This window comes from Antarctobacter sediminis, assembly GCF_019218285.1.
GTDB lineage: Bacteria > Pseudomonadota > Alphaproteobacteria > Rhodobacterales > Rhodobacteraceae > Antarctobacter > Antarctobacter sediminis.
This window is the reverse complement of the sequence record NZ_JAHUZG010000001.1, coordinates 638,989-659,283: the sequence shown is the minus strand read 5'-3', so window position 1 is coordinate 659,283 and position 20,295 is coordinate 638,989. Positions and strand designations below refer to the sequence as shown.

The window sequence follows — 20,295 nt, the reverse complement described above, 5'->3', positions numbered from 1 at the left end:
CCTTTGGGGGGCTTGGCGCGCGGCAGGATCGTTGTTACCGTTTCGTTAAATTGCCGAAAGGTTTCGTCCTGATGCGTCACGCGCTGCCGCTTGCACCTCAGTTTTATGTCACCGCCCCCCAGCCCTGCCCCTATCTGGCAGACCGGATGGAACGGAAGCTGTTTACCGCCCTTCAGGGCGACTCGGCGCAAAAGCTGAACGACTCTCTGTCCAAGCAAGGGTTCCGTCGGTCGCAGAACGTGTTGTACCGCCCCTCTTGTGCCGATTGCGCGGCTTGTCTGTCGGCGCGGATCGACGTGAGGCGGTTCGAACCTTCGAGAAACCAGCGCAAGGTGATGAACCGCAACGCGAATCTGGAACGGCGCGCGACCAGCCCTTGGGCCACCGAAGAGCAGTACGATCTGTTCCGCCGCTATCTGGATGCCCGCCACGCTGATGGCGGCATGGCCGATATGGATGTTTTCGAATTCGCGGCCATGATCGAAGAAACACCGATCCGCAGCCGCGTGATCGAATACTTTGATCGCGAGAGCGACCGGCTTGTCGCCACATGTCTGACCGACATGCTGGATGACGGGCTGTCCATGGTCTATTCTTTCTACGAACCAGACATGCCACGGCAGTCCCTTGGGAAATGGATGGTTCTCGACCACATCCAGATCGCGAAAGAGGCTGGCTTGCCCTATGTCTACCTTGGCTATTGGGTGCCCGGCAGCGACAAGATGGGCTACAAGGCGCAATTCAACGCGCTGGAGATCTATCGTCGGGGTAAATGGGAACGGCTTGAGAATGCCGATGATTTTTCGGCCGAAATGCACCCGTTGTCGACCGATCCCATTGCCGAACAGGTCGCCAATATTTCCTTTCCCGACACCCGCGCCTGACCAGACAGACCGGAGGTGACAACGGACTGAACCAAGCGCTGCACCGCTAGGGTTGTGTGTCCCTAAATTCGACTGACCTGATGGGTTGAAATAATCCGTCGGGCCAATACCTTTGTTCTCGGTGCAACACCTTGGGATTACGTCGAGAAGTGGTGGTTGCCGAATCCACTATATCGTTCCAACTGCTAATTTGACCATGTGGTCAAAATACAACCTGAGCAGGAGCGATCCGATCATGAAATCTGCACAAGACTATCTGGCGGAAGTCATCGCCGACGCGGACAGCATGGCCGTAGAGGATCGGATCACCTACCTCCGGGATATCGTGGTGCCCCTGATCGAATATCTTGGCTACGCCTTGGCCCATACGCCTAAGGACTCGGTGGCTTCTTCCACCTTTGTCCTTGCGACCGATGTCGAAAAACGACTGCTGAAGCTGGAACAAGCGGTCTTTGAAACCAACGATTCATAAGAAAACGCCCCACTGATGCGGGGCGTTTTTGTTTTGTCTACCGGTGTCCCGGGCCTTAGTGGCCAAGGATATCCGGCACGATGGTCACGATTCCCGGGAACAGCGCAAGGATCGCTAGACCGACCACCTGGATCAGCACAAAGGGGATCACGCCACGGTAAATGTGACCGGTGGTAACTTCTTTCGGTGCCACGCCACGCAGGTAGAACAGCGCAAAACCGAAGGGCGGTGTCAGGAACGATGTCTGCAAGTTGACCGCGATCATGATCGTCACCCATTTCGGATCGAAATGTGCGCCATAGATCACCGGTCCCACGATCGGCACCACGATGTAGATGATCTCGAGGAAATCCAGCACGAAGCCAAGGATGAACAGGATGATCATCACGATGATGAAGGCCGTCCGCGGATCGTCAAAGCTGCGCAGGAAGTCCTGAATGTAGTGTTCGCCACCGAAAGAGATCACCACAAGGTTCAACAGCTGCGAGGCGATCAGGATGGTAAAGACCATCGAGGTCACCTTGGCTGTTTCCCGCACCGCGGGGCTCAGGACACCGGACCGATACAGCACCCAGCAGCTGAACAGCAGGCCGAACAGCGCGTAAAGCCAGCAGGCATAGGCAAAGAAGAAGGCCACCCATGTCTCGAAGCTGACAACCTCGGTGTTGATCCGAAGGTCGAAGTTGATCCCCGTCAGGATCATCAGGACGACGGCAAGCGTCGACCAGATGATGATTTTAGGTGATTTATCCTCGTCCCCCAGTTTGCGGTAAGCTGCCAGCATGATGGCCCCTGCCGCCCCAAGCGCCGCGGCGGGTGTCGGGTTGGTGATGCCGCCAAGGATCGACCCAAGAACCGCGACGATTAGAACCAGCGGCGGGAAGACCACGCGCAACAGTTCGTTCTTGGACAACAGCCCCATCGCGTAGACACAGCCATAGATCGTGATCGCCCAAGGCAGCGCCATCAGCAGAACGGTCACCATGGACGAGGTCGTCGGCGACAGCAGGAAGATGTCGACCAGCAGACCCAGCACCAGACCGGCCGCCCCAATTTGAAGCGGACGCGGGTTGGACGAAGGCGAAACGCCCCGTGCCACCGCAAGGATCAGGCCAAAGATCACAGCCAAAGTCGCGATGCCGGTGCCCACGGGGGCTGCGTTTTCGATCTTGGCTGCGCGGCGTTCGGCGATCTCTTCCGGTGTCAGACGGGTGCTGGATTGAGCACCGCCCGATGCGTCGATCTCGGCCTGTTCGGCCACGGCCTTATCCCAGGCTGCCTGACCGTGCAGGTCAATCATCGAAGCCTTACACTGGTCCGAGACATTGGTCCGCAGGCTTGCCGCCTCACCGGTGTCCGAGAACGTGTCGACCTGGGTCGATTGCGAGCCGACCAGCCCGACCTGCCCCAGAACGATCGTGCCAACCACCAGAAGGACCGGCACGCCGACGAACCAGGTAAAGGCCTCGCCCCGGGTCACGGGTTCGCCGGTGGAATCCCCCATCTCGACGGCAGGCGCCTTGGAGGGGTTCAGCATGGCAAATCCAAAGGCATAAGCCGCATAGAGACCGGCAAGCATGATGCCGGGCAACAAAGCGGCCTGGAACAGCGTACCCACCGAGACCACCGCAGGGCTGCCCAGATAGGTCAGCGCGTCGGTACAGCCCGCAAGCTGCGCCCGAGACTCCTGTGCCGCCGAATAGAGATCGCCCGCCAGAGTGCCCAGCAGAACGATCACGATCGAAGGCGGGATGATCTGCCCAAGCGTCCCCGAGGCCGCGATCACACCCGTGGCCAGTTCCGGCGCATAGTTGTTGCGCAGCATTGTCGGCAAGGCCAGAAGGCCCATGGTCACCACGGTTGCGCCCACGATCCCCGTCGATGCAGCAAGAAACGCACCCACGACCACGATCGACACGGCCAGACCGCCCGGCAGCGGGCCAAAGACGCGCGCCATGGTGGTCAGCAGGTCGTTTGCGATCTTCGAGCGTTCCAGCACGATGCCCATGAGGACGAACATCAGCACGGCCAGCAGGGTTTCGATGGATTGCCCCGCGATCACACGTTCGTTGATGCGGTTGGTGATGCCTGCAACCACGCGCTTGAGCGCGCCTTCATAGTCGCCGGCCGGGAAGATCGAGTCCGTCGCGATCCTTGGCAGATCGGGATAGCGGAAAATCGAGATCCCCTTTTCCGGGACGCCCGAGGCCACAAGAGCCGCATAGGCGTCCGATGAGGTGTCGATGGCCTGGTGAACCAGGATGCCGGCACTGTCCAGAGCGGCGATGATCCCGAAGGAAATCACCCCGGCGCCACCGATGGCAAAGGCCACCGGAAAGCCCGACAGGATGGCCGAAAAAAGCGCGAGAAAGACGATGATCAGGCCGATCTCGACGCCGTCCAATCCGAATAGCATTGTCTTGCTGCCCCTTTAGAATTCGGCGTGATCGTAGGGCTCTTCGCCCGCCTCGATCACGTCCTTGTCGAGATATTTGCCTTCGCTCTCGGGTCCTTCGCGCCATTCCAGGAAGGAACGGTAGAAGAAGGCCCAGGCGTGGATGAAGATCATGCCCACCATGATGATCATCAGGATCTTGAACAGGAAGTAGCCGTTGAACCCGTTCGGCGAAAAGCCGATTGTCTCGACGTTCCAGCGCAGCGCGCGGGCCTTCGCCTCAAGCCGGTTCAGCGGGTCGGTCGCATTCACTGGGGGCACGATCAGCGACCGCCACATGAAGGACCACGAATACATCCAGATCAGAACCGCCATCGGCAGCATGAAGAACAGCGACCCGAACATGTCGATGACACGTTTGGCCCGATGCGACACAGCGGCATAAACAAGATCGACCCGCACGTGACCGCCCTGCACGAAGGTGTAGGTCAGGCACAGCGCCACCACCATCGCGTTATAAAGCTTCAGCTCTTCGGCGTACCACGAGATGTCGAATTGCAGCGGCACGCCAAAACCAAAGACGATGTCCGGCCGGGTAAAGATCCGCTGCATGAAAACGATGATGACCTGCTGAATGACCATCAGCAGACCGGCCCAGGCCGCGAACCGGCCCACGGTATTTGCAAAACCTTCCAGCACCCGCACCACGCCCCAGAGAAAGGCATTCTTCCACAGGCCGACAGCGAAGATCAGCAGGAAGACCATGAATGCGATGAAGAAGAATTCGACCGAGGCACCGTAGTAGACGAAGCGCATCAGCGCCTGCTTGTCTTCCAAGGTTTCCAGACCACCGGTCCAGCTCAGCCACGACTGCGGATGTAGAACCGCATAGCCGAAATTGTAGAACGCCAGCCCGAGGTGTTGAAGGATCCATGCGATCCCGTCCCCCAGTGCGGCCATGATCTGCCCAAAGCCGGCAGATTCGCTCTGTTCCATGATGTCCCCCTGCTCCCCAGGTCGGCCCAACGCGGAGGCTTGCGCCGCGGGATACGCCGAAAGAGGCCCCTGCACCTTGCGCAGGGACCCCGGTTTTCAAGTTTTGTGGATCAGCCGCCCAGCACGCGGTTCCGCTGCTGCACGTAGAAGCCGTCCGACTGGTTGATCCACTCCGACGAGGAGAACAGCGAGGCTTCAAAGCTTTCGCGGATGCGAGCGTAGAGTTCGTCGCTCATGTTCTCGTCCTTGACCTTCTTCGAGGCCGCACCGAAGGCATCCCAAACGTCATCGGGGAATTGCAGGACCTTGACGCCCTGTGCCTTAAGACGCTCCAGCGCCGCACCGTTGTTGGCCAGCGTTTCCGACAGCTGAAGATGCGTGGTTGCCATCGAGGCATAGCGCAGGATTGCCTGCTGCTGCGGGGTCAGGTCGTTCCAGACGTCAAGGTTGACGTTGGCCGCCAGCGCCGAACCCGGCTCGTGGAAGCCCGCTGCGTAGTAGACCTTCGCCACTTCCTGGAAGCCGGCGCGCTCGTCGGCCATCGGGCCGACCCACTCCAGACCGTCGAGGGCACCCGAGGACAGCGCCTGATACAGTTCGCCGCCGGGGATGTTCTGAACCGATGCGCCCAGTTCGCCTAGCACCTTGCCGCCAAGACCCGGCATACGGAACTTGAGACCGTTGAAGTCATCGGCCGAGGTGATTTCCTTGCGGAACCAGCCACCGGACTGCGAACCGGAGTTGCCGGCGATCAAGCCCTTCATGTTGAAGATCAGGCCCAGTTCGTCGTGCAGCTCTTCGCCGCCGTCGTTGTAGTACCAGTTGGTGATTTCCTGAGCGGTGCCACCGAAGGGAACCGCGGTGTAGAACGCATAGCCCGGGTGGTTGTTGATGAAGTAGTAGTCCGCCGAGTGATACATGTCGGCCTGACCGGACGACACGGCGTCAAACACTTCCAGCGCACCCACCAGTTCGCCCGGCGCTTTCTTGTCGATGGTCAGCATGCCATCGGACATTTCGCCAACCATTTTCTCAAGGTAGCTGGCGGCATCATCCAGAACGGCAAAGCCGCGCGGCCACGAGGTGACCATGGTCAGGGTCCGCTTGCCCTGCGCATAGGCCGGTGCGGCCAGCGTCGAGGCGGCAGCGGCAGCGCCGGCACCCAGTGTCGAGTTGCGAAGGAAAGAACGACGATCCATGTAAATCCTCCCAGATTTTGTCTGTGCGCAAGGCTCCCCACCTCGCGCGGATCGGGTTGAGTGCCCGAACACTAGGAGGTCGATTCCGAGTTGAAAATACCCAGTGCTACGGAGATGGGCGGGATTTTTGACCTTCCGGACGGTTTTTGAGCGCTTCGCGAACGCGCTTTCCCGGGCGTCACGCACAGTTGACGCATCGGCGGGGCTTTCCCCGGTGCGCCTGTTTGTGGTTTCCTGACGCCCATGTTCGCGCGGTTTCGCATCACCTACGGGCAGAAACTGTTTCTGCTGGCCAGCGTGCCGCTGGTTCTGGCGGTTTCGGCCATCGCGCTGTTGGTGGCCAATCAGGCACGTAGCCTTGCCGAGCGCGAAATCCGGGGGCTGGAAACCCAACTGCTTGAGGCCAAGAAGCGCGAGTTGCGCAATTACGTCACTCAGGCCCGCAACGGATTCTATTTCGTCTATGGTTCTGCCGCGCCGGATGACGAGGATGCAAAACAGCAGATCCTCCAGATCCTCGCCGCGATGATCTATGGCGAAGAAGGTTTCTTCTTTGTCTATGATTACGACGGCAAGAACCTTGTCTCGCCTCGTCAGACGGACCTGATCAATCACGATCATCTGGACCTGACCGACAGCGAAGGCACCTATGTCATTCGCGAATACATCGAAACCGCCCGGCAAGGCGCGGGTTATGTCGAACACCTCTGGCCGAAACCATCGACCGGCGAAGAGGCGCGGATGGTGACATATGTTCTTGGGTTGCAAAGCTGGCGTTGGGCCATCGGCACCGGTGTGTTCATCGACGATGTGCTGGCAACGGTCGCGGCCTCAAGGGCCGAGGTCGAGGCGCGTGTTCAGCGCAACTTTATCTACATCGGTGCAATCACCCTCGGGGCGCTCTTGATGGTCTTTTTCTCTGGGGTGGTGCTGAACCTGCGGGAAAGGCGTCTTGCGGATGCCAAGCTCAAGGAGCTGACCCAACGCGTTCTGGACGCTCAGGAAGAAGAACGCGGCCGCGTCGCGCGGGAATTGCACGACGGGATCAGCCAGATCCTTGTCGGCGTGAAATACGCGCTGGAAATTGCGCGGCGCCGGGTGGTCGCGGGCGATCCCAAGGCCGAGGAAACCCTCGCCAAAGGGGCTGACAATCTGGGGCAGGCCATCAACGAGGTCCGCCGGATAAGCCGGGACCTTCGACCCGGTGTTCTGGATGATCTTGGTCTTGGTCCTGCGATCAAGGCGCTGGCCGAAGAGTTCCGCCAACGCACCGGCATCGAAACCGAGTTCAACACCGTTGTCTTTCGCAACCGTCTGGACCCCGAGGCCAAGATCGCGCTGTTCCGTATTGCGCAAGAGGCTCTGACCAACATCGAACGCCACGCCGGCGCGACCCATGTTGACATCGACCTGCGCGGCCACCGGGCCGGGGCGACCCTGCGTATTGCCGACAATGGCACCGGCATGCGTGAAACCGGCGGCGCGACCCGCGGGATCGGTCTGCGCAACATGCAGGAACGTATGGAACAGCTGGATGGCACCCTGCGCGTCTTGTCGTCACGCGGCGGCACCGTTATCGAGGCGCAGGTGCCGCTGACGCATCTGTTGCCGCCCGAAGAGGGCGCAATCCCGAAACCGAAAGTCCGCGCATGACCCCTGCCCCCACCCGAGTCGTTGTTGTCGATGATCACCCCATGGTCGCCGAAGGGATCGAAGCGATCCTCGACGGCTATGACGACATCACCGTGATCGCGACCTTGTCGGACGGTCAGACCATGATCGACAGATTGGACGAGTTGTCGCCGGACGTGATCCTGATGGATCTAAACATGCCCGGACTGGGCGGTCTCAGCGCGACCGAGATGATCCTCGAACGCCGCCCGGCCACTCGCGTGCTGATCCTGTCGATGCATGACACGCCCGAATATATCTCGACCGCGCTCAGCCACGGTGCTTGTGGCTATGTCCTCAAGGATGTGCCGACCGAAGAGATCAAGACAGCCATCGACACGGTCATGACGGGGGAACGTTACCTGTGCACCGGTGCCGAAGGCGCGCTGGCCCCCGGCGGGCAGGAGCGCGAACAGTTGACCAACCGCGAACAGATGGTCCTGCTACAACTGGCGCAGGGAAAGTCCAACAAAGAGGTGGCGATTGCGCTGGATATCTCGGTGCGTACGGTCGAAACCCACCGTAAGAACATCCGCCGCAAACTGGGGGTCAGCAGCACCGCCGCCCTGATGCGCTATGCGCTGGAACACGGCGTGTTGCAGGGGACCGGCGCCAACCTGTAATGCGGCGCGCCGGTCCGGCCGTGTGATCGCGCCTCAGAGGTCGACGCCGGTCTTTTCGGTGTCGCACTCGTCCCAGAATTTGTAGACCGTCGCCGGGATCAGCTTGGCCTCGGATGTTGCCGTTTCGGCCAGCGCCGTCCCGCCCTTGGGCACGCCGCCAAGCGCCGCTGCAAGACCCATCAACGCAACCAGCGCCACCGCCTTGCAGATCGTGAAGTCGCGGAAAAATACATTTTTTGTCATGTCGAGACCCTCGTCTCCTATTGCTACGCCTTTAGCATCGCCCAACCTGCCCCTTCGCACAATTCACGTTGCCGCGCGTGATTGTTGCAGAACCGTCAAGGATACCAGTGAACGGCCACCGCGGCGGGAACCGTGCCGGCCCCGGCTGTCTGGCCGCCGCCGCCAAGCGTAAAGGCCAGAAGGATCAGCGCCATCAGAGAGATGGCCTTGAAGCGGGTGAACTCGCGGTTATGTCGGGATCGCAGCATGATGGCCTCCGTTGCGAACTGAACTGTTTGGTTCAGCACTTGCCAGACAATGCCTCATCTCCGCAATCATGGATATGCGCATGGCTGCACAGCATTTCTGCATGGATCGCCCCGATCCGACTCGCGGAAATTTTCGCAAAGCCGCCGACGGCTGCCACGAAATTTGCTTTCTGCCACATCAACGGTTGACGCCCCGTGACTCGCGCCATAGTGTCCCCGCGCGATACAAAGGAGCCTCGGGCATGTCCACGCTAGTGGTAATCGTAGGAACAAGGCGCATGGGCCGGTAACCCGGAAACCCTAAAGGTCCCCATGCGCCCCCGACTGACCCTCGGGGGCTTTTTTGTACGCAAACGTTAAGTGTCGTGAACGGAGAAACAGCGATGACACGTCAGATGACCGGAGCGAAAATGGTGGTTCAGGCCCTCAAGGACCAGGGTGTGGACACGGTATTCGGCTACCCTGGCGGCGCTGTACTACCGATTTACGACGAGGTCTTTCAGCAGAATGACATTCGCCACATCCTTGTTCGCCACGAACAGGGTGCGGTTCACGCCGCCGAAGGGTATGCGCGCTCGACCGGCAAGCCCGGCGTTGTCCTTGTGACCTCGGGGCCCGGTGCGACCAACGCCGTCACCGGCCTGACCGACGCGCTGATGGACTCGATCCCGATTGTCGTCCTCACCGGACAGGTGCCAACCTTCATGATTGGCTCGGACGCCTTTCAGGAGGCAGATACCGTGGGCATCACCCGCCCCTGCACCAAGCACAACTGGCTGGTGAAGGACACTGCGCGGCTGTCTTCGACCATCCACGAGGCGTTCCATGTTGCGACGTCGGGCCGTCCCGGTCCGGTGCTGATCGACATTCCCAAGGACGTCCAATTCGCCAGCGCGCAGTATCAGGGCATCCCCAAGACCGTGACCAGCCATTACCAGCCGCAAGTCAAAGGCGACATGGCGATGATCGAGGCGCTGGTCGAAGAGATCGAAACCGCGGAAAAGCCGATTTTCTACACCGGCGGCGGCGTTATCAACTCTGGCCCCGCAGCCAGCCAGTTGTTGCGCGAACTGGTGGATGCCACCGGTTTTCCGATCACCTCGACGCTGATGGGTCTTGGTGCCTACCCGGCCTCGGGCCGGCAGTGGCTGGGCATGCTCGGGATGCATGGTCTTTACGAGGCCAACCTTGCCATGCATGGCTGCGATCTGCTGATCAACATTGGCGCACGTTTCGATGACCGGATCACCGGTCGGCTTGATGCCTTCAGCCCGAACTCGCACAAGGCGCATATTGATATCGACCCGTCGTCGATCAACAAGGTCATCAAGACCGACACGCCGATCATCGGCGATGTGGGCCATGTGCTGGAAGACGTGCTGAACCTTTGGAAGGCCCGCGGCCGCAAGGTCAACCGCGAGGCGCTGGCCAAGTGGTGGGCGCAGATCGAAGAGTGGAAAAAGGTCGACTGCCTCAAGTTCAAACCTTCCGAAGGTTCGATCAAGCCGCAGCACGCGCTTGCCCGCCTTGAGGCCCTGACCAAGGGCCGAGACCGGTACATCACCACCGAGGTCGGACAGCACCAGATGTGGGCGGCGCAATACCTTGGCTTTGAAGATCCGAACCGCTGGATGACCTCCGGTGGCCTTGGCACCATGGGCTATGGTTTCCCTGCTTCCATCGGCGTGCAGATTGCCCACCCCGAAGCCTTGGTCATCAATGTCGCGGGCGAGGCTTCTTGGCTGATGAACATGCAGGAAATGGGAACCGCGGTTCAGTACCGCCTGCCGGTCAAGCAGTTCATCCTGAACAACGAACGCCTTGGCATGGTGCGTCAGTGGCAGCAGCTTCTGCATGGTGAGCGGTATTCGCACTCCTGGTCCGAGGCGCTGCCCGATTTCGTCAAGCTGGCCGAGGCCTTTGGTGCCAAAGGCATCATCTGCAAGGATCCCGCGGATCTTGACGATGCGATTATGGAAATGCTGGACCATGACGGCCCGGTGATCTTTGATTGCCTCGTTGAAAAGCACGAAAACTGCTTCCCGATGATCCCCTCGGGCGAGCCGCACAACAAGATGCTGCTGGGGGACGCCAAGGCCACCAACGCCATTGCCGGCAAAGGTGCCGTTCTGGTGTGATGCGTCGCCCTGCCCGCCGGATCTGGCGGGAGGGTGAAATAGCCGGAAACGCACGACATTGAAAAAAGGGCACGGTGGCCAGAATGGTCATCGTGCCTTTTTCCTTTGCCCCTGCCGTTGTGACCGTGCAACCGCGCCCATGCGGCTGGACAGGCAAGGCTGCAATGCCGATAGTGCGACGACAGTAATCCAAAAGGGCCAGCGGATTTGGGCCGTGACATCAAGGACATCACCGGTTCGTCAAGCCGGGTTCACTGGCTTGACCGGGCCAAGGGGGCGGGCATCGTCCTTGTTGTCTTTGGTCATGCATGGCTGGGCGCGCAAGCGGCAGGGCTGATCCCGGCGGACCGGCTGTTTTCTGTTGTGGAAAAGCTGATCTACAACTTCCATATGCCGCTTTTCTTCCTGTTGTCCGGTGTCACCTTCGAAGCCTCGGCGCGGCGCAAACCGTTGGTGCGCGGCGCAAGGGACAAGGCGATCCGGCTGCTCTGGCCGCTGTTGCTTTGGACCTATGTCTTTGCCGGTTTCCGCTACCTTGCGGGCGGGGCTGCGAATTCGCCCGAGGCCCTGACGGATCTATTTTCTTGGCCGCTGCCGCCACGCGACCACCTGTGGTTCCTTTGGGCGCTGTTCCTGATCCAGATCGCGGGCTTGCTGATTGCCGTTCCGGGCAAGACCCCCCGCCCAGGTTGGGCATGGCTGGCGCTGGCGCTTTTGGCCATGGCGGTGGTTTCGCTGCCCGGGTTGCCGCTGGGCCCGCTGACCGTGAACGCGGCGCTGCACATGGGTCTCTTCTTTCTGGGTATCTGGCTGGCTCGGGCTGGCAGGTTGCCCTCTGGCCCCTCCACCGCGCTGAAGGCACTGACGGTCTTCGTGGTGGTGCAACTGGTCAGTTTTGCGCTGCCCGAAAGCGTTTGGGCCTTTCAGCTGGTTGCCGCGCTGCTGTCACTGTCCTTCATTCTGTTGATGCCGCCGTGGTCGGGAACCGGGGGGGCGGTTGCACGGCTTCTTGTCCGCTTGGGCCAGTTGTCGATGCCGATCTATCTGGCGCATACACTGTTCACAGCGGCCAGCCGGATTGCACTGTTCAAGGTCACAACAGATCCGGTGATCCACCTTGCGGTCGGTACAGTGGCCGGGTTGGTCGGGCCGGTCCTGCTGTATTTCGCCGTTCGTTCCGTCGCCTCGCCGCGCCTTTTGGGGTTCTGACCTGAACTACGAAGCCGCCGCGCGCAATTGAACCGATTGCAGATGCGTTGCGATGGTCAGCAACAGCGCGTCCCGCCGCACCGGTTTGCTGAGAAAACCGTCCATGCCCACGGCTTCGGCCTCGTCCCGGTCCTTGTCGAAGGCGTTGCCGGTCAGCGCGACGATCGGCCGATGGGCCCAGCCTCGTTGGCGCTGGTGTTCCCGGATCAGGCGTGTCGCCTCCAACCCGTTCATGACCGGCATCGAAATGTCCATCAGAACGATGTCAAAGCATTCAGGGTCATACAACTCTACCGCGCGCAGCCCGTTCTCGGCCAAAACCACGGCGGCGCCCCGCCGTTCCAGCATCTTGCGGGCAACCGCCTGATTGGTCAGGTTGTCCTCGACCACGAGAACCGAAATCCCGTCAAGCCGCATGTCCGCCATGGAAACCTCGGCGTTCTGAGGCACGCCAGCCGCCACTGCAGGTAGCGGCAGATCGACATGAAACTGTGTGCCTTCGCCCATGGTGGATTGCGCGGCGATGCTGCCACCCATGGCATCCACAAGCCTTTTGCTGATGGTCAGGCCCAGCCCCGTGCCTTCGAATTCCTTTTCCCGTCCGGTGTGCACCTGTTCGAAAGGGTCAAAGATCTGCGCCAATCGTTCGGCCGGGATGCCGATCCCGGAGTCGGTAACAGCAAAGCGAATCTCGTTCCCGCGTGCGTGCTTGCGGGACAGATGCAGGCTGACCCGCCCGAGGATTGTGAACTTGATGGCGTTGCCCATGAGGTTCATCAGAACCTGCCGGATGCGCAGCGCATCCCCTTCGACAAGTCGCGGCACGTCGGGGTCAACGGTAATCTGCATTTCCAGCCCCTTTTGCGCCGCAAGCGGTGTCAGCAGATCGCTGACCTCCTCTACCAGCGTGTCCAGTTCAAAGGGGGCCTCTTCGATCTCAAGCCGCCCCGCCTCGACCTTGGAGAAATCGAGGATGTCCGAGATCAACGAGGTCAGAGCAAGCGCCGCACTGCGGATCGTTGCTACGTAATCCGCCTGATCGGCATCCAGATCGGTTTCCGTCAGCAGGTCCGCCATACCAACGATCCCATTCATCGGCGTGCGGATCTCATGGCTCATATTTGCCAGAAAGCTCGACTTGGCCTTGTTGGCCACATCCGCCGCATCCCGTGCCGCACGCAGCGCTGCGTTCTGGTTGCGCAGGTCGGTGATGTCGGTATGGACCAGAACATGCCCACCCGAAGGGCGCGGCGTGGCTTGCAGGTAGAAACTGCGCCCGCTGTCCGGGATGCGAATTGTCACTTTTTCACCCGACGACACCAGTTCTTCGATCTCGCGGTGCACTTCGGGGTCGTCTACGGCCTTCCCGTTTTCAACAAGGAACTGAAGATGATCTCGGAACGCCATCCCCTCGGGGATGTCTGCCGGTGACAGGCCCATCAGGCGAAGATAGGCGGGATTGACCTGCAAGATGCGGTTTTCATGGTCATCCAGCCGCGTCCCGCTGGTCACGACCAGGCCCTCGCCCATCCCCTCGACGATTTCGGTCAAAAGGCGGTTGGTTTCCGTCAGTTCCGCGGCCTTGGACACAAGGCTTTGCTCCAGCGCGGCTGTCCTGCGGTTAAGCCCTGCAATCAGGGTATCCGCCACCTCGGCCTTTTGCAGCACATCGCTGATATTCATGGTGATCCCGTGGTATCCCGCAAAAGCCCCCTGTTCATCTCTCAGCGGCACGGCGGTATCCATCAGAACGGCACGGCGGCCATTCACCATCACCCGTTCATAGCTGAGACTCCGAATTTCCTCATGGGCGCGCATCGCGTTCAGCAAACGGTCCAGACCGGCCTCATCCCCATCCGGCGCGCTGGACCCAAGGATGCGCAGCCCGATCAGCTGATCGCTGGTCATTTGCAGGCCGGAATGTTGGATATTGACATAATTAAGCCGAAAGTCGGCGTCCGCCTCCCACGTCCATGCAGGCATGAGATGGATGACGTCCGACCAGATCCTGGCGTCTTTTTCCTTGTCGGACATCGGGGCGGCAGTTCCTCCGAAAATGGGCGGTCGTTATGAGCCCGGAGTATCGCGAAACCGTTGACAGGCCATTAAATGTCGAGATCGAGGGGAATTGCGTTGCTGCGCGCTGGTCAAACAGATTGATCTTGATTAAACCCGTTTGCGGTCCGTCTGTCGGCGGGTCGGCACTCCTCAGAAAGGCTTCGAGATGTCAGCACTCAAGATCAAGAAAGGCTCGAGCAAACACTCCGCCTATAACCTGCGTCCCAACTTCTCGGACGTGCAGGAAACCCATACCATCGCGGTATTGGTAGAGAACGAACCGGGTGTGCTGGCGCGGGTCATCGGGTTGTTTTCTGGCCGGGGCTACAACATCGACAGCCTGACCGTGGCCGAGGTCGATCATGAGGGCCATCTGAGCCGCATTACCATCGTCACCAGCGGCACACCGCAGGTGATCAACCAGATAAAGGCTCAACTGGGCCGGATCGTCAGCGTGCGCGACGTGCATGACCTGACCGTCGAGGGTAAATCCGTTGAGCGTGAGCTGGCGCTGCTGAAAGTGTCCGGGACCGGCGACAAGCGCGTCGAAGCACTGCGCCTTGCGGATATCTTCCGCGCCAATGTCGTGGATTCGACGCTGGAAAGCTTTGTCTTTCAACTGACCGGCACGCCGGACAAAATCGACGCTTTCGCCGATCTGATGCGTCCGCTGGGCCTGATCGAAATTGCGCGTACCGGTGTGGCTGCTTTGGCGCGCGGCGCCTGACCCACCGACAAGACGACACGGCCCCACGATCCGGGGCCGTGAGCCACCCTATTACCCGGCGCGACGGGTTTCGGGAAAATTCACCACATTTCCAGCCACGCTGCTGCCGCGACCGGGACCACGGCTGCGCAGTTCATGCGCTATGGACGGGGCGAAACCCGCGTCGACGCGCCGCAAGTTGCGGGCCCGCCGCACATCGCGCTCTTCGCGCAGATCAAACTGGATCAGGTCGCCCGCATCCAGATTGATACCCTCGTGAACAGTTTGTTCCGCTGCCGTGTAATAGGCGAGGTTTCCGTGATCTTCGCACCAGATCACGGCCTTGCGGTCACTGGCATCCGCCCACAAAACAACGCCAAACATCTGATCCTGCATAAGACACCCGCTGATGATTGTCCGATCAGCGTGAACGAAACCTTACCTGTTCGACAGATTAATTTCCGTGTCGCCTCCTTGATTTTTGTGGCGCAACAGTCCAGTTTTGTCGCCAAAGAGCATCAGGCGTGACGCCGATCAGCATCAACCATGGCCATCTAGCTGGATCAAACGACGAAAATGCTGCATCTGAAGGGCCCTACAGGACAGGATCGGGACACCATGGCCGAGAACCTTGCCACAAAATCGACCAGCAGAAGTCCCAGCCCGGCCGAACTTCGCAGTATGCTTGGTGCGAATTTGAGGCAATTGTCCCAGCGCGCGCCCTCCATCTCGGCCCTGTGCCGGGAGTTGGGGATCAACCGCACACAGTACAACCGCTACCTCGCGGGAGAGAGCTTTCCGCGACCGGACGTGCTCCACCGCATCTGTACCTATTTCAATGTCGATGCACGGATCCTGCTGGAACCAGTGGGGCAGATTTCCGGCGGCGACGTCAGCATCTTCAACAACCCGGCGATCTCGGATTACCTCGGTGGCGCGACACGTCCTGTCTCCGAGGATGACTTTCCCAGCGGCTTTTACCGTTTTGCCCGCCGGAGCTTTCTGGACGAAGGCATGTTTGTGCGCGGGCTGATCTACGTGTTTCGCAACCGCGAGGGCACATTCCTCAAGGGGTTTGAGGCCAAGGAAGCCATGCGCCAGCAGGGATTGCCCACGGATCCCGCCACGCGTGAGTTTCGGGGCGCCGTCATCCCGCAGGAGGACGGCATTGCCGCACTGGTCAGCCGGCGCGGATCAATCACCTCTTCGTTCAATTTTCTGGCGCGGATCCCGTCGTTCGAAAACAACTTCTGGGTTGGCTACGTCACGCGCACGGTCCGCGAAAACGTCGCCGGTCGACGGGTTGAACGACTTGTCTACGAATACCTCGGGCGTGACATGGAGGATGTCCTGCCTGCCGCCCGCAGCGCGGGCTTCTGCGCAGAGGGCGATCTGCTTCCTTATCAACGCAACCTGCTGAAACCGGGCGAGACCTTCGTCTGACGCGGTGCAGACCCCTTAGGTCGCTGTGATACAAACTGTGTCGGGATTGGTCAGGACAAGGGCACAATTCGGGACTACCGGGGAAGCTGTCACACGTCAGCAGGAGGCCCGCAGCCATGACCCTTCCCCCGACCGATCTTGACAGCGTTCGCCGTCCCGTTGCGCAGGCCAACGGTCTGCCGAATGCGCATTACATTGACCCCACCGTTTTTGCCGAGGAACGCGAGGCCCTGCTGTTCGGCCAATGGGCCGGCCTTGCCGTTGCGGCCGATGTGCCCGAAGCGGGTGATGCCAAGCCGATCACGTTCCTCGGAATGCCGTTGCTGCTGGTCCGTGGCCGTGACGATTCCGTGCGTGTGTTCCAGAACATCTGCCGCCACCGTGGCATGATCCTCGTCGAGGAAGCCCGCAAGATCGAAGGTGCGATCCGCTGCCCCTATCATTCGTGGTGCTATGGGACCGACGGTCGTCTTGTCAGCACGCCACATGTGGGCGGCCCCGGTCACAACACACATGACGCCATCGACCGGGCCACGCTGGGCTTGATCGAGGTCCGCAGCCACATCTGGCGCGACGTGGTCTGGGTCAACGTCTCGGGCACAGCGCCCGCCTTTGAAGAGGCCATGGCCGATGTCATTGCCCGTTGGGCAGAGTTCGAGCAGCCGGTCTATCACGGCGGGTCCGACAGTTCGTTCGCGCTCGAAGTGGCGACCAACTGGAAACTGGCGGTCGAAAACTATTGCGAAAGCTATCACCTGCCATGGGTTCACCCCGGCCTGAACTCCTACTCGCGGCTCGAAGATCACTATAACATCGAACAGCCCGGCAAATTCTCCGGTCAGGGGACCGAAGTCTATCGCCAGGTGACCAATGAAAACGGCGACCCCTTCCCGGATTTCGACGGTTTGTCGAAAAAATGGGATACGGCAGCCGAATATATCGCCGTTTATCCCAACGTCCTGTTGGGGGTGCATCGCGACCATGCCTTTGCGATCGTGCTGCTGCCTGAAGGGCCGGAAAAGACTGTCGAGAACATCCATCTTTATTATGCGCAACCCCAGACCGACAGCGGCCTGCGCCAGCGCAACACCCAACTGTGGAAGACCGTGTTCGAAGAAGACATCTTTGTGGTCGAAGGCATGCAGCGGGGGCGCTATGCCGCCGGCTTTGACGGTGGCCGTTTTTCGCCCGCGATGGACAGCCCGACGCATTGCTTCCACGACTGGGTGGCGACGCAGGTCCAGAACCATCGCGCAATGGCCGAGGCCGCGGAATGAGGGCTCTCGACGATCTGCTGCTGTCGGCGCATGACGCAGACGACAGGCCAGCGCTCGTCGGGCTATACGAACAGGCAGCGGATACGGCGAACGATCTGGATGCGGCCTGTTTCTACCTCACCCACGCCTATATATTTGCGCTGGAACTGGGCGACCCCCGCGCCGCGCCGCTTCACGCCCGGCTGATGGCCGAAGGGCGTGAGGCCTGAATCCTTGGCGGTCTGGGCCGTTGCTCAGGCCGCAACATGCGCCCCGGCCTCGTGCCGGGTGCCATAGGCGATCATGTCGTACAGGTGCCACGTGGCATGCCCCAACAGCGGCAGCGAAATGAACAGCCCCAGAAATCCCGGCAGCATCGACACCAAGGTAAAGACAGCCACGAAAAGCGCCCATGCGAACATCGGCAGAGGGTGTTTCTGCACGTAGGTGAATGAGGTGATCATGCCGGTGACGAAATCTATGTCGCGGTCCAGCAACATCGGCAACGACAGCACCGAGATCATGTACAGCACGACCGAAAACACGGCCCCCACGCCTGTACCAACCGCCAGCATGGTCAGCCCGTTGGCGGTGAAATAGACGTCCAGCGAGGTCGAGACATTGGTCATCGTCGACAGCCCGAGGAACAGCGCAAAGATCATATGCGCAAGGAAGAACCAGAACAGGAAGATCACCAGAACCACGGCCCCCAGCCACGGCAATTGCCCCCCGCCGGACCGTTTCACGACGGTCAGGATCTGCATCCAGTCCAGCGGCCGGTCCTGTTCGATCCTTCGGCTGACATCGTAGAACCCAACGGCCGCAAATGGCGCGATCAGCGGAAAGCCGATGGCGGCAAAGACCAGCCAGTAACTCTGGCCGGTGATCCAGGTCACCCACGCCATGAACCAGCCACCCAGCACGTAGACCGAGGCGAAAAGCACGGCGAAGCCGGGCGCGCGCCGCAAGTCGCTCCACCCCCGGCGCAAGGCTTCTTTCAGCATGGCCGGATTGACCGGCCCCAGATCCGGGACACCGGGTTTGGGGGTATCGGGCACGGCTCTCCTCCCATGCTCAGCCCTTCGTTCAGCATTCAGTAAACGATATGTGACTTGCCAGCGTCAACCGCCGTTCACCTCGCAAAACTGGACAGGTGTTCCAGTGTAGGACACTCTGGTTGACACCCCGCTGCCATGAGGTTTGCCATGTTCCGCCTGTGCCTGAGCGTTGTCTTGTTGCTTGCCCCCACCCTCGCGACCGGACAGGAGAGTCCCCCGGGCGACGCCTCTGCGGGCAGGGCCTATGATACCGACCCCCGGTCAGAGCGGCACATCGTTCAAGCCGGTCAGTTGACGGTTGTCCAGATCCGCGACCTGCTGTCCGGCTATCGATCCGTCGTCAATGTCGATATCCCCGGCAGCGACCTGCGGCCCGGCTTTGCGGTCAGCGATCCCGATGAATGCCGGACGGCCTGCGTTGACAACGCAGGCTGCGTCGCTTGGACCTATGTCAATGCCGGGGTGCAGGGACCAACACCCAACTGCTGGATCAAGTCGCAGATCCCCGATGGCTATGTCGGCAGTTGTTGCACCAGCGGGACCGTCCTGCGCTAGGCGCGGGACCGGCGATCAATCCTCGGACTGGGCGTCGGCGCGGCTCTTGCCCGCCACGTTCATCGCCAGCGTCGCCGCCATGAAGGGATCAAGGTCGCCGTCCAGAACGCCAGAGGTATCGGCGGTCTCATGGTTGGTCCGCAGGTCCTTTACCATCTGGTAGGGTTGCAGGACATAAGACCGGATCTGGTTACCCCAACCCGCGTCACCCTTGGCCTCGTGCAGGGCGTTGACCTCGGCGTTCCGGCGGTCCAGTTCCATCTGGTACAGACGCGATTTCAGGGCCTTCATGGCAATGTCGCGGTTCTGGTGCTGCGACTTCTCGGAACTGGTCACGACGATGCCGGTGGGCATGTGCGTGATCCGCACTGCCGAGTCGGTGGTGTTCACGTGCTGACCGCCCGCGCCCGAGGATCGGAAGGTGTCGATGCGGATATCGGCGGGGTTCACCTCGATCTCGATATTGTCGTCGATCACCGGATAAGCGCCCACGGCGGCAAAGGATGTTTCGCGCGTGCCCTTGCCAAAGGGTGAAATCCGCACCAACCGGTGCGTGCCGCTTTCGGACTTCAGCCAGCCATAGGCGTTCGGCCCCTTGATCTGGTAAGTGGCCGATTTGATGCCGGCCTCGGCACCGGCCTGTTCTTCTTGCAGGTCAACCTCGAATCCGCGCTTTTCGGCCCAGCGGACATACATCCGCGCCAGCATCTGCGCCCAGTCACAGGCCTCGGTGCCACCGGCCCCGGCCTTGATTTCGAGGAAGGCATCGTTGCCGTCGGTCTCACCGTTCAGCAGCGCCTCCAGTTCTTTCTTGGCAGCCTTGCCGACCAGTGCGGCAATGGCGGCCTCGGCCTCGGCCACAACTTCGGCGTCTTCTTCCATTTCGCCCAGTTCGATCAGCTCGATCTGGTCGGCCAGATCCTGCTTCATCGAGGTGTAGGTCTCCATCGCATCGACAAGCTGCTGACGCTCGCGCATCAGCTTTTGCGCCGCTGCCGGGTCATCCCAGAGGTTCGGGTCCTCGACGCGGGCGTTGAATTCCTCAAGCCGGTGCGGGGCGGTTTCCCAATCCATGCGTTGCGCCAGCAGCTCGAGCGATTTCTCGATCTTCTCGGCTTGGTTCTGGGTCTCTGCGCGCATG

Annotated in this window: 20 protein-coding genes; 12 read left to right on the top strand and 8 right to left on the bottom strand. The window is 60.6% G+C overall.

Translation table 11 applies throughout. The features are described 5' to 3' along the window. Nucleotides 1–71: 71 nt before the first annotated feature. Both KJP30_RS03105 and KJP30_RS03100 read left to right on the top strand, forming a co-directional pair. A complete protein-coding gene (locus tag KJP30_RS03105; RefSeq protein ID WP_218447540.1) occupies nt 72–884 on the top strand; it encodes an arginyltransferase in 813 nt (270 codons plus the stop codon). Between the two features lie 235 nt (nt 885–1,119). After that, entirely contained in the window at nt 1,120–1,356 is a 237-nt protein-coding gene (locus KJP30_RS03100) for a hypothetical protein (protein WP_218447539.1), read from the top strand. A gap of 55 nt (nt 1,357–1,411) precedes the next feature. Here KJP30_RS03100 and KJP30_RS03095 read toward each other — a convergent pair whose 3' ends face one another. From KJP30_RS03095 to KJP30_RS03085, 3 genes are all read right to left on the bottom strand, one after another. Continuing rightward, the gene (locus KJP30_RS03095; protein WP_218447538.1) at nt 1,412–3,772 is read right to left on the bottom strand and encodes a TRAP transporter large permease; all 2,361 of its coding nucleotides are present in this window, start codon (nt 3,770–3,772) and stop codon (nt 1,412–1,414) included. Between the two features lie 15 nt (nt 3,773–3,787). Beyond that, on the bottom strand, nt 3,788–4,747 hold the full coding sequence (locus KJP30_RS03090; RefSeq protein ID WP_246594333.1) for a TRAP transporter small permease subunit: 960 nt from the start codon (nt 4,745–4,747) through the stop codon (nt 3,788–3,790). 110 nt (nt 4,748–4,857) lie between these two features. After that, complete coding sequence (locus tag KJP30_RS03085; RefSeq protein WP_218447537.1) at nt 4,858–5,946, bottom strand: TRAP transporter substrate-binding protein; 1,089 nt, start codon at nt 5,944–5,946, stop codon at nt 4,858–4,860. A 243-nt stretch (nt 5,947–6,189) separates the two neighbouring features. On the opposite strand from KJP30_RS03085, the gene KJP30_RS03080 reads away from it, so the two are divergent. Continuing rightward, entirely contained in the window at nt 6,190–7,599 is a 1,410-nt protein-coding gene (locus KJP30_RS03080; RefSeq protein WP_218447536.1) for a cache domain-containing protein, read from the top strand. Further along, on the top strand, nt 7,596–8,240 hold the full coding sequence (locus tag KJP30_RS03075) for a response regulator transcription factor (RefSeq protein ID WP_218447535.1): 645 nt from the start codon (nt 7,596–7,598) through the stop codon (nt 8,238–8,240). Before KJP30_RS03080 ends, KJP30_RS03075 begins: the two co-directional genes overlap by 4 nt. Before the next feature lie 33 nt (nt 8,241–8,273). On the opposite strand, the gene KJP30_RS03070 is transcribed toward KJP30_RS03075, so the two are convergent. Together KJP30_RS03070 and KJP30_RS03065 are read right to left on the bottom strand one after the other, a co-directional pair. After that, complete coding sequence (locus tag KJP30_RS03070; RefSeq protein WP_218447534.1) at nt 8,274–8,483, bottom strand: hypothetical protein; 210 nt, start codon at nt 8,481–8,483, stop codon at nt 8,274–8,276. A gap of 95 nt (nt 8,484–8,578) precedes the next feature. After that, nucleotides 8,579–8,731 (bottom strand): hypothetical protein, encoded by a 153-nt coding sequence (locus KJP30_RS03065; protein WP_218447533.1) that lies wholly within the window; start codon nt 8,729–8,731, stop codon nt 8,579–8,581. Between the two features lie 383 nt (nt 8,732–9,114). On the opposite strand from KJP30_RS03065, the gene KJP30_RS03060 reads away from it, so the two are divergent. Together KJP30_RS03060 and KJP30_RS03055 are read left to right on the top strand one after the other, a co-directional pair. After that, nucleotides 9,115–10,869 (top strand): acetolactate synthase 3 large subunit, encoded by a 1,755-nt coding sequence (locus KJP30_RS03060; protein ID WP_218447532.1) that lies wholly within the window; start codon nt 9,115–9,117, stop codon nt 10,867–10,869. Between the two features lie 207 nt (nt 10,870–11,076). Then, the gene (locus KJP30_RS03055; RefSeq protein WP_218447531.1) at nt 11,077–12,078 is read left to right on the top strand and encodes an acyltransferase family protein; all 1,002 of its coding nucleotides are present in this window, start codon (nt 11,077–11,079) and stop codon (nt 12,076–12,078) included. 6 nt (nt 12,079–12,084) lie between these two features. Here the strand turns inward: KJP30_RS03055 and KJP30_RS03050 are convergent, their stop codons facing one another. Beyond that, a complete protein-coding gene (locus KJP30_RS03050) occupies nt 12,085–14,061 on the bottom strand; it encodes an ATP-binding protein (RefSeq protein WP_246594410.1) in 1,977 nt (658 codons plus the stop codon). A gap of 241 nt (nt 14,062–14,302) precedes the next feature. Here KJP30_RS03050 and ilvN point away from each other — a divergent pair, with 241 nt between their 5' ends. From ilvN to KJP30_RS03025, 5 genes are all read left to right on the top strand, one after another. Then, nucleotides 14,303–14,863 carry an acetolactate synthase small subunit gene (gene ilvN / locus KJP30_RS03045; protein WP_218447529.1) on the top strand — a complete coding sequence of 187 codons (561 nt, stop codon included), beginning with the start codon at nt 14,303–14,305 and terminating at the stop codon, nt 14,861–14,863. A 135-nt stretch (nt 14,864–14,998) separates the two neighbouring features. Continuing rightward, nucleotides 14,999–15,370 (top strand): hypothetical protein, encoded by a 372-nt coding sequence (locus tag KJP30_RS03040; RefSeq protein ID WP_218447528.1) that lies wholly within the window; start codon nt 14,999–15,001, stop codon nt 15,368–15,370. A gap of 177 nt (nt 15,371–15,547) precedes the next feature. Beyond that, nucleotides 15,548–16,285, top strand: coding sequence for a helix-turn-helix domain-containing protein (locus KJP30_RS03035; RefSeq protein WP_425515693.1), 738 nt, complete (start codon nt 15,548–15,550; stop codon nt 16,283–16,285). A gap of 116 nt (nt 16,286–16,401) precedes the next feature. After that, nucleotides 16,402–17,562, top strand: coding sequence for an aromatic ring-hydroxylating oxygenase subunit alpha (locus KJP30_RS03030; protein WP_218447526.1), 1,161 nt, complete (start codon nt 16,402–16,404; stop codon nt 17,560–17,562). After that, nucleotides 17,559–17,771: a hypothetical protein gene (locus tag KJP30_RS03025; RefSeq protein WP_218447525.1), complete on the top strand. Its 213-nt coding sequence runs from the start codon at nt 17,559–17,561 to the stop codon at nt 17,769–17,771. Before KJP30_RS03030 ends, KJP30_RS03025 begins: the two co-directional genes overlap by 4 nt. A 24-nt stretch (nt 17,772–17,795) precedes the next feature. Here the strand turns inward: KJP30_RS03025 and KJP30_RS03020 are convergent, their stop codons facing one another. Further along, nucleotides 17,796–18,599: a DUF2189 domain-containing protein gene (locus KJP30_RS03020; RefSeq protein WP_224874280.1), complete on the bottom strand. Its 804-nt coding sequence runs from the start codon at nt 18,597–18,599 to the stop codon at nt 17,796–17,798. 135 nt (nt 18,600–18,734) lie between these two features. Between KJP30_RS03020 and KJP30_RS03015 the strand changes: the two genes are divergently transcribed. Next, nucleotides 18,735–19,154 (top strand): PAN domain-containing protein, encoded by a 420-nt coding sequence (locus KJP30_RS03015; protein ID WP_218447524.1) that lies wholly within the window; start codon nt 18,735–18,737, stop codon nt 19,152–19,154. Between the two features lie 15 nt (nt 19,155–19,169). Here KJP30_RS03015 and prfB read toward each other — a convergent pair whose 3' ends face one another. Then, the gene (prfB, locus tag KJP30_RS03010) at nt 19,170–20,294 is read right to left on the bottom strand and encodes a peptide chain release factor 2 (protein ID WP_218447523.1); all 1,125 of its coding nucleotides are present in this window, start codon (nt 20,292–20,294) and stop codon (nt 19,170–19,172) included. Between the last annotated feature and the right edge of the window lies 1 nt (nt 20,295).